General features: G+C 72.2%; 6 protein-coding genes and 2 pseudogenes. 4 read left to right on the top strand and 4 right to left on the bottom strand.

The features are described from left to right. Positions 1-504 (bottom strand): annotated as a pseudogene (locus C3489_RS37225) (SGNH/GDSL hydrolase family protein); the annotation flags it as partial. 252 nt (positions 505-756) lie between these two features. Between C3489_RS37225 and C3489_RS37220 the strand changes: the two are divergent. Together C3489_RS37220 and C3489_RS37215 are read left to right on the top strand one after the other, a co-directional pair. After that, the gene (locus tag C3489_RS37220) at positions 757-1,176 is read left to right on the top strand and encodes a DUF6278 family protein (protein ID WP_103786565.1); all 420 of its coding nucleotides are present in this window, start codon (positions 757-759) and stop codon (positions 1,174-1,176) included. 145 nt (positions 1,177-1,321) lie between these two features. Then, positions 1,322-2,065, top strand: a complete 744-nt coding sequence (locus tag C3489_RS37215) for an amino acid ABC transporter ATP-binding protein (protein ID WP_103786564.1) — start codon at positions 1,322-1,324, stop codon at positions 2,063-2,065. A gap of 358 nt (positions 2,066-2,423) precedes the next feature. Here C3489_RS37215 and C3489_RS37210 read toward each other — a convergent pair whose 3' ends face one another. Next, positions 2,424-3,179 (bottom strand): hypothetical protein, encoded by a 756-nt coding sequence (locus tag C3489_RS37210; RefSeq protein ID WP_103786563.1) that lies wholly within the window; start codon positions 3,177-3,179, stop codon positions 2,424-2,426. Between the two features lie 78 nt (positions 3,180-3,257). Here C3489_RS37210 and ggt point away from each other — a divergent pair, with 78 nt between their 5' ends. Beyond that, on the top strand, positions 3,258-5,057 hold the full coding sequence (gene ggt, locus C3489_RS37205) for a gamma-glutamyltransferase (protein WP_103786562.1): 1,800 nt from the start codon (positions 3,258-3,260) through the stop codon (positions 5,055-5,057). Positions 5,058-5,075: 18 nt separating this feature from the next. Here ggt and C3489_RS37200 read toward each other — a convergent pair whose 3' ends face one another. Then, positions 5,076-7,613, bottom strand: a complete 2,538-nt coding sequence (locus C3489_RS37200; RefSeq protein WP_103786561.1) for an ATP-dependent Clp protease ATP-binding subunit — start codon at positions 7,611-7,613, stop codon at positions 5,076-5,078. Between the two features lie 196 nt (positions 7,614-7,809). Then, on the bottom strand, positions 7,810-8,577 hold the full coding sequence (gene map, locus C3489_RS37195; RefSeq protein ID WP_103786560.1) for a type I methionyl aminopeptidase: 768 nt from the start codon (positions 8,575-8,577) through the stop codon (positions 7,810-7,812). 33 nt (positions 8,578-8,610) lie between these two features. Here map and C3489_RS37190 point away from each other — a divergent pair. After that, positions 8,611-8,878 (top strand): annotated as a pseudogene (locus tag C3489_RS37190) (helix-turn-helix domain-containing protein). Positions 8,879-9,186: the final 308 nt, after the last annotated feature.

The raw sequence follows: 9,186 nt of genomic DNA, 5'->3' as shown, positions 1-9,186 counted from the left end.
GGGGAGCCGTCGCCGGGGGCGTTGACGTGCGGCAGGGCCACCGCCTTCCGGGCGAGCGGGCCGGTGCGGCCAGTCGGGGGCGCTGAGCGTGTACGCGGCCGTCGAGCCGTCGGTGTAGCGCACGGTGCCCGTGCCGCCCGTGACGTCGCCGGCCGTGCCCGTGACCAGGAAGGCCAGCGCGTCGCCGCGGCCGGACAGACGTACCCACTGCCCGGCGGAGCGCACGTTGTCCGGCTCGCCCGGCGCCCGCCGGGGCCAGGTCAGCCGGGCGCCGAGCACGGTCAGCGCCCGGCCCGGCGTCCAGCCCGCGGCTGCGAGGTCCTGCGCGGACAGGGAGGCGCCCGAGCCGTCGAGGTCCGCCGCGGCGGGCCGGGCGTCGTCGCTGACCGCGGTGTTGTCGAACAGCCGCTCAAGCGGCAGCGGGGTGGGACTCACCGTGGCGGCGGCGCCGGCCGGCGCGGGCCCGGCCGCGCACAGCAGGACGGCCGCCACCAGGACCCGCACCCCTCGCCGCACGGCCCGCTCCTCCCGCTCACCCGGTCTCCTCGCGCACCGCGAAGCTAGGAAGGCGTCAGGGACCCGTCAATGCGCCATGCGTGGGCGCCGAACGGAATGCGCCGTACGGGGAGGGGCGAGTGCGCCGGACGAGGGGTGGGCGGTGCGCGGGACGAGGATCGGGCAGTGCTCCGTGCCACGGCGAAAAGGAGGCCCGCGCGCCTGTGGTGCGCACGAGGGTGCGAATGCCACGCTGGGCGTATGAACCTCCCTTTTCTGGGCAACCGGCGCAGGAAGCTCGCCGACGCGCGGTTCACGGCGGCCCCGGAGGCGGTCGCCGCGCTCCTGTCGGAGTGCGAGCTGCTGCGCTCGCAGGCCGCGCAGGCCGGCGTACGGCTCGACGACACGGCGGCCTCGCTGGAGGCGCTGGACCAGCTGGTGCCGCGCTGGCGGGACGACGCGGAGACACTGCCCTGGCTCGGCAACGACGCGGGGCTCTACCTCGGCACGGTCGTCGTGCGCACGCTGCCCGGAGCGCAGTGGGAGATCCGCCCCGGCGAGCCGCCCGTGGTCAGGCTCGCGTCGGGACGGGAGATCGACGTCGTGACCGCGGGCCGGGGCTGGGCCGAGAGCGGGGTGCCGGAACTGTCGCAGCTGTACGCGGAGGTCGCCGAGGTATGAAGCCGGGCCCCGAGGGTGAAGTCATGGCCCGACCTGCGCTTTAAATACGGCTTATATCCGGAAAGTGCGTGTCGTGGGGTCGGGCGGAAGCCGTCTGGATACGTTGCGGCCACCACGACACAGCTGAAAGTGAGTAGGGCTGCGCATGGCCGTCGATCCACTGATCGAGCTGCGGAACGTCAACAAGTACTTCGGGGAGCTGCACGTCCTGCGGGACATCGACCTGACGATCGGCAGGGGAGAGGTGGTCGTGGTCATCGGCCCTTCCGGGTCGGGCAAGTCGACGCTGTGCCGCGCCGTCAACCGGCTGGAGCCCATCCACTCGGGCACCATCCTGCTGGACGGGCAGCCGCTGCCCGAGGAGGGCAAGGCGCTCGCCCGGCTGCGTGCCGAGGTCGGCATGGTCTTCCAGTCCTTCAACCTCTTCGCGCACAAGACCGTGCTGCAGAACGTCTCGCTGGGCCAGGTGAAGGTGCGCGGCCGCAAGAAGGACGAGGCCGACCGGCGCTCACGCGAACTGCTGGAGCGGGTCGGGGTGGCCAACCAGGCGGACAAGTACCCCGCGCAGCTCTCCGGCGGCCAGCAGCAGCGGGTGGCCATCGCCCGGGCCCTCGCCATGGAACCCAAGGTGATGCTGTTCGACGAGCCGACCTCCGCTCTGGACCCCGAGATGATCAACGAGGTGCTGGAGGTGATGCGGCAACTCGCCCGCGACGGCATGACCATGGTCGTCGTCACCCACGAAATGGGCTTCGCCCGTTCCGCCGCCAACCGCGTGGTGTTCATGGCGGACGGCCGGATCGTCGAGGACCGTCATCCCGACGAGTTCTTCACCAGTCCGCGCAGCGACCGCGCCAAGGACTTCCTCTCCAAGATCCTCAAACACTGAGGCAGTTGACGTCCCAGGCGCCCACAGCCGCGCGGGAACCGAACGAGGAGCACCCTGCATGGTCCGTACCGCTTGTGTCCGCACGGCGGTTCTCAACTACGATGTGCCGTTCATCCCTGTGGTGACGACCGAGGCCGTACCCGCCGGTACGGCCGCACCACGAACGCTGCTGCCGGGGGTGGGTCCCCCCACGGCCCCTCGTCCGTAGGGGGCAGCAGTACACAGGGCCATACCCGCCCGGCCGCGGCCGCAGATCACTGCTCGCGGCGGATGCGACCCGCGCCAGGGGCCGCCCGCCCGGGGAGAAGGTCAGCCGCGTGCCGGTCGGGTTGTGCTCGTCACGGGGGGTGAGGGGACGTCAGGCCTGGGCCCGGTGGGAGTTCCTCGGTGCCGCCGGCAGCGGGGCCTGCGCGGCCCGGGTGACGTCCGCGACCAGCTCCACCACATCGGGTCCGTACGCCTGCGAGTTGACCACCTTCAGCAGCAGCACGAACGAGTTCCTGCCGTGCTTGCGGGCGAGCCGCTCGTGGTTGCGGGCGAGGTAACGGGTGGCGGCCTGGTTGGTGATGGCGGTCTGCCCGCAGAACAGGAACACCGGCCGGTCGCCGTGGCTGCCCTCCACGGTGAGCCGCGCGAGCAGTACGTACTCGGCCCGTCCCGCGTCCAGCCGGTAGCGCTCGGAGCCGATCTGGAAGGCGCCGCGGTCCGGGCCCGGTTCGGCGTCCACGTTGATGCGCACCCCGGGCAGCAGGGACGACAGATGAGCGGCCATACGGCGGTTGGAGGCCGGGCCGCCGACGCAGAACTCGGTGCGCTCCCCGAAGCCCTGACGGGCCGTGTCGTGCGGCAGCACCTGGGCGTGGGCGCGGCAGTCCTTGATGAGCGCGGACAGTTCGAGGAGGGCGAACACATCGTGGCGCATCACCGCCAGTTCCGGCCCGCCGGCGTTCCGGTTGACCACCAGCAGCGACTCGGAGTCGTCGGGCAGCCCGAAGAAGGCCTGCTTGCGCCGTAGTTTCCGCTTCCACAACCAGGTGCGGGACATCCAGCCCAGCGCGGCGCTGATACCGGCCGCCATCACACCCAGGACGATGTTGCGCACGTCGTCGTTCATGGGCGCGCATGCTACGTGACTGACGTGACCATGATAGTGGAATAGGCTGCGCGGACGGTCCCTCAACCGGAGGTGCGGATGCGTCGTCCTGTTGCCCGGAAACTGTCCGTCCTGGCGGTCTCGGCCGCCGTGGTGTCGGTGGGGGCGGCGGCACCGCCCACCGCGCACCGGGATCCCGTCCAGAAGTCACCCCTCGCCGTCGGCTACGGCGGAGCGGTCGCCAGCGTCGACGCGGACGCCTCCGCCGCCGGCATCGAGGTGCTGAGGAAGGGCGGCAACGCCGTCGACGCGGCCGTCGCCACCGCCGCCGCGCTCGGCGTCACCGAGCCCTACTCCGCCGGCATCGGCGGGGGCGGCTACTTCGTCTACTACGACGCCCGCACCCGCACCGTGCACACCATCGACGGCCGCGAGACCGCCCCGCTGAGCGCGGACCAGAACCTCTTCACGGAGAACGGCAAGCCGCTCGCCTTCGCGGACGCCGTCAGCAGCGGCCTGGGCGTCGGCACCCCGGGCACCCCCGCCACCTGGCAGGCAGCCCTGGACGCCTGGGGCAGCAAGCGGCTCTCCAGCGTGCTCAAGCCCGCCGAACGACTGGCCCGGGACGGGTTCACCGTCGACGACACCTTCCGCTCGCAGACCGCCGCCAACGAGACCCGCTTCCGCTACTTCCCCGACACCGCCGAGCTGTTCCTGCCCGGCGGCCAACTACCCGTCGTCGGTAGTACGTTCAAGAACCCCGACCTCGCCGACACCTACGCCGAGCTGGCCCGCAAGGGCGTCGGCGCGCTCTACCACGGCGGCCTCGGCCAGGACATCGTCGACACCGTCAACCACCCGCCCGTCGACCCCGCCTCCGGCTGGAACGCCCGCCCCGGCAAGCTGACCGAGCGCGATCTCGCCGCCTACCGCGCCAAGTTCCAGGCGCCCACGAAGACGTCGTACCGCGGACTCGGCGTGTACTCCATCGCGCCCTCCTCCTCCGGCGGCACCACCGTCGGCGAGGCGCTCAACATCCTGGAGAACACCGACCTGTCGAAGGCCGGCGAGGCGCAGTACCTGCACCGCTACATCGAGGCGAGCCGTATAGCGTTCGCCGACCGCGGGCGCTGGGTGGGCGATCCCGCCTTCGAGGACGTACCTGCGAAGGAACTGCTCTCCCAGCGGTACGCCGACTCGCGGGCCTGCCTGATCAAGGACGACGCGGTGCTCACCAGCCCCGTGCCGCCCGGCGACCCCCGCCACCCCGCCGACTGCGGCGCTCAAGGCACCGCCGCGCCCACGACCTACGAGGGCGAGAACACCACACACCTCACCGTCGCCGACAAGTGGGGCAACGTCGTCGCCTACACGCTCACCATCGAGCAGACCGGCGGCAGCGGCATCACCGTGCCCGGCCGCGGCTTCCTGCTCAACAACGAGCTGACCGACTTCTCCTTCGCCCCCGCCAACCCGGCCGTCCACGACCCGAACCTGCCCGGCCCCGGCAAGCGGCCCCGCTCGTCGATCTCCCCGACGATCGTGCTCGACCGGCACGGCAAGCCCGTCGTGGCGCTCGGCTCGCCCGGCGGCGCCACCATCATCACCACCGTGCTGCAGACCCTCACCCGGTTCCTCGACCGCGGGCTGCCGCTCGTCGACGCCATCGCCGCGCCGCGCGCCAGCCAGCGCAACGCGGCGCAGACCGAACTCGAACCCGGCCTGTGGAACAGCGACCTGCGGGCCCAACTGGAGAAGATCGGGCACTCCTTCAAGCTCAACCCGGAGATCGGCGCCGCGACCGGCGTGCAGCGGCTGCCGGACGGCCGCTGGCTCGCCGCCGCCGAGAGGGTACGCCGTGGCGGCGGCTCGGCGATGGTCGTCCGCCCGGCGTCGTAGGGCCGTACAGGAGGGCCGTCACAGCTCGGGGGCGGGCCGCGCGTGCGTGCGGAACTCCAGCCGCCCGCCCTCGACGTCGACGGTCACCCGGCCGCCCTCGCTGATCGTGCCGTTCAGCAGCAGCCGGGAGATCTGGTTGTCGACCTCCCGCTGGATGGTGCGGCGCAGCGGCCGGGCGCCGTACTCCGGCTGGTAGCCGCGCTCGGCGAGCCAGTCCACGGCCGCGTCGGTGAAGTCCACCGTCACGCCCTGCGCCTGCACCAGCCTGCGGGTCTGCCCCAGCAGCAGCTGTGTGATCTGCCGCAGTTCGTCCCCGGTGAGCTGGCGGAAGACGACGATCTCGTCGATGCGGTTGAGGAACTCCGGCCGGAAGTGCTCCCGCAGCGGCCGCAGGATCTGCTCGCGCCGCGCCTCCTCGTCCGCCTCGGACCCGGTCGCCCCGAAGCCGATACCGGCACCGCGCCGCGTGATGGCCTCCGAGCCCAGGTTGCTGGTCATCACGATGACCGTGTTGGTGAAGTCCACCGTGCGGCCCTGCGAGTCGGTCAGCCGGCCGTCGTCCAGCACCTGCAACAGGATGTTGAAGACGTCCGGATGGGCCTTCTCCACCTCGTCGAGCAGCAGCAGCGAGTACGGGTGCCGGCGCACCACCTCGGTGAGCTGCCCCGCCTCCTCGTGGCCGACGTACCCGGGCGGCGCCCCCACCAGCCGGGAGACGGTGTGCCGCTCCTGGTACTCGCTCATGTCCAGGCGGACCATGCGGTCCTCGCTGCCGAACAGCGCCTCCGCCAGCGCCCGCGCCAGCTCCGTCTTGCCGACCCCGGTCGGACCGAGGAACAGGAACGAGCCGATCGGCCGGTTCGGGCTGGACAGTCCGGCGCGGTTGCGCATCACCGCCTCCGCGACGACGCTCACCGCCTCCTCCTGCCCCACGACCCGCTGGTGCAGATGCTCCTCCAGGCCCAGCAGGCGCTCCTTCTCCTCCTGGGTGAGGCTGGCGACCGGGATGCCCGTCTGCCGGGACACCACCTCGGCGATGGCCTCGGCCGTCACCTGCAGGTTCTGACCCTCGTCCGCCTCGCCGTCGCCGCCCTGCTCGGCGATCCGCTGCTTCAGCTCGGTGATCCGGTCGCGCAGCTGCGTCGCCGTCTCGTACTGCTCGTCGGCGACCGCCTGGTCCTTGTCCCGGCTCAGCTGCTCGACCTCGCGCTCCATGGCCCGTACGTCGGTGCCCTTGGTGCGCGCCCGCAGCCGCACCCGCGCGCCGGCCTGGTCGATCAGGTCGATCGCCTTGTCCGGCAGCCGCCGGTCGGTCAGATAGCGGTCGGACAGCTCCACCGCCGCCACCAGCGCCTCGTCGGTGTAACGGACCTGGTGGTGGGCCTCGTAGCGGTCCCGCAGCCCGCGCAGGATCTCGACGGTGTCCGGCACGGACGGCTCCGGCACCAGGATCGGCTGGAAGCGGCGGGCCAGCGCCGCGTCCTTCTCGATGCGCCGGTACTCCTCCAGCGTGGTCGCGCCGACGATGTGCAGCTCACCGCGGGCCAGCGCCGGCTTGAGGATGTTGCCCGCGTCCATCGAGCCGCCCTCGCCGCCGCCCCCGGCACCGACCACGGTGTGCAGCTCGTCGATGAAGACGATCAGCCGGTCGGAGTGGGTGCGGATCTCCTCGACGATGTTGTTCAGCCGCTCCTCGAAGTCACCGCGGTAACGGGTGCCGGCGACCACCCCGGTCAGGTCCAGGGCGACCACCCGCCGCCCGATCAGGATGTCCGGCACGTCCCCGTCGGCGATGCGCTGGGCCAGCCCCTCCACGATCGCCGTCTTGCCGACGCCCGCGTCACCGATGAGCACCGGGTTGTTCTTGCCGCGCCGGGACAGCACCTCGATCGTCTGCTCGATCTCCGTGTCACGGCCGATCACCGGATCGATACGGCCCTGGTTGGCCAGCTCGGTGAGGTCGCGGCCGTACTTGTCGAGCGTCGGCGTGCCCGTGGGCCGCGCCCGCTCGGCACGCGGCATCTGCGGGGCCCCCTCCGGCGCCGCCGGCGGGCCCGACGGTGCGAAACGCGCCGCGTTCAGGATGTGCCCGGCGGCCGAGTCCGGGTTCGCGGCGAGCGCGCTCAGCACATGCTCCGGGCCGATGTACCCGGCGCCGCTGGAGCGCGCCATCTCGTGCGCGTCCAGCAGGGCGCGCTTGACCGCCGGGGTGAGGGAGAGCGAGGTCGGCGCGGGCGCCTCGCCGGCTGAGTGCTGGACCGGACCCGACCGCTCGTCGATCTCCGAGGCCAGCGAGTCCGGGTCCGCGCCCGCCCGGCTCAGCAGACTGCGGGTGGGCTCGCTTGACAGCGCGGCCCGCAGGAGGTGCTCGGTGTCCAGATCCCGGCTGCCGTGCTCGGCGGCGTACTGGGCGGCGCCGCGCACCAGTTCCCTGGCGGGCTGGCTGAGCAGCCGTCCGATGTCGATCTGGCGGGGCCCCGGGCGGGGGCCGCCGAAGAAGCGGGCGAGGAATTCTCCGAAGGGGTCGCCCTCCGGGCCGAGGTAGCCGCTGGTCATGGCGCTCCGTTCCTTCGCTGAGACGTACCGGAGGCGGGTAACCGGGGGTGGGGTCGGTCATGCCCACGATGGCATGTTCTGTGGGGGTGCGCCTTCCGACCCGGGATGTTCTGTCGTCTCGCGGGTGCGGGTCCTGTGTGGTCGCTCGCGCCCACGCGTCGGAGCAGCATCCCGCGTCCCTTCCAGGTCGGGCTGCTCAGCGTCGGGTGAGGATGCGCGGGCCGGTTTCCGTGATGGCCACCGTGTGTTCCACGTGGGCTGCCCTGGTGCCGTCGTCGGTGCGCAGGGTCCAGCCGTCGGGGGCCGCGTGGTAGCCGTCGGTGCCGCCGGCGATCAGCATCGGCTCGATGGCGAGCACCATGCCGTGCCGCAGCGGCATGCCGCGCCCGGGCCGGCCCTCGTTGGGGACACCCGGGTCCTCGTGCATACGGCGGCCGATGCCGTGTCCGCCGAAACCGTCCGGGATGCCGTAGCCGGCGGCGCGGCACACCGTGCCGATGGCGTGGGCGATGTCCCCGATGCGGTTGCCGACGACAGCCGCGGCGATGCCGGCGTCCAGGGCGCGCTCGGCGGTCTCGATCAGCTTCAGGTCCGCCGGGCGCGGGCGGCCCACGGTGAAGCTGATCGCGGAGTCGCCGACCCAGCCGTTCAGCTCGGCACCGAAGTCCGCGGAGAGGAGATCGCCGTCACGCAGGCGGTACGTCGTGGGGATGCCGTGCACGATCGCGTCGTTCACGGAGGCGCAGAGCACGGCCGGGAACGGGGTCGGCGCGAAGGAGGGCCGGTAGCCCAGGAAGGGGGAGGTCGCGCCCGCCTCGCGCAGCACGTCGTGCGCGATCTCGTTCAGTTCCAGCAGGGATACGCCCACGTCCGCGGCCTCGCGCACGGCTGTGAGGGCGCGGGCCACGACCTGGCCCGCCTCGTACATCGCATCGATCGACGTGTCCGTCTTCAGCTCCACCATGCCAATTACTATACCGGTATTAGAATGGGTGCCATGGTGCGCACCCCTCTCACCCCCGAAGAGCGCGAGCGAGGCGAACGGCTCGGGCGCCTGCTGCGCCAGGCCCGTGGCAGCCGGAGCATGACCGAGGTCGCGGCGAGCGCCGGGATCTCACCCGAGACCCTCCGCAAGATCGAGACCGGGCGGGCCCCGACGCCGGCCTTCTTCACGGTGGCGGCGCTGGGGGGGTGCGCTGGGGTTGTCCCTGGATGAGTTGGCGGCGTTGTGTGTGGGGGCGGGGGTGGATGCGGCTGCGGCTTGAGGTGCCGGGGTGGCCTGATGTGGGCAGGTGGCATGTGGTGCTGGGTGGCGTGACGTGCCGTACCGCCCGTGGCGCCGGGTGACGTGGCGTGCCGTGCCGTAGCGCGCGTGGTGTCGGGTGGCGCGGCGTGCCGTACGGCGTGAGGTGTCAGGTGGCGCGGTGTGCCGTACGGCGTGAGGTGCCAGGTGGCGTGGCGTGCCGTACGGCGTGATGTGTTAGGTGGCATGTCGTGCGGTGCGGCGTGAGGCGCAAGGCGGCGTGGCATGCCGTGCGGCGTGGTGCGCCAGGTGGCGTTCCATGCCATTCGG

Origin of the sequence: Streptomyces sp. Ru71 (genome assembly GCF_002920535.1) — a bacterium.
GTDB lineage: Bacteria > Actinomycetota > Actinomycetes > Streptomycetales > Streptomycetaceae > Streptomyces.
This window is presented reverse-complemented; position numbering and strand designations above follow the sequence as displayed.

What these genes read in the sequence shown, in the direction of transcription:
- C3489_RS37215 (WP_103786564.1), top strand. Translation starts at nt 1,322, where the DNA reads ATGGCCGTCGATCCACTGATCGAGCTGCGGAACGTCAACAAGTACTTC.
- map (WP_103786560.1), bottom strand. Translation starts at nt 8,577, where the DNA reads ATGGTGGAGCTGAAGACGGACACGTCGATCGATGCGATGTACGAGGCG.
- C3489_RS37220 (WP_103786565.1), top strand. Translation starts at nt 757, where the DNA reads ATGAACCTCCCTTTTCTGGGCAACCGGCGCAGGAAGCTCGCCGACGCG.
- ggt (WP_103786562.1), top strand. Translation starts at nt 3,258, where the DNA reads ATGCGTCGTCCTGTTGCCCGGAAACTGTCCGTCCTGGCGGTCTCGGCC.
- C3489_RS37210 (WP_103786563.1), bottom strand. Translation starts at nt 3,179, where the DNA reads ATGAACGACGACGTGCGCAACATCGTCCTGGGTGTGATGGCGGCCGGT.
- C3489_RS37200 (WP_103786561.1), bottom strand. Translation starts at nt 7,613, where the DNA reads ATGACCAGCGGCTACCTCGGCCCGGAGGGCGACCCCTTCGGAGAATTC.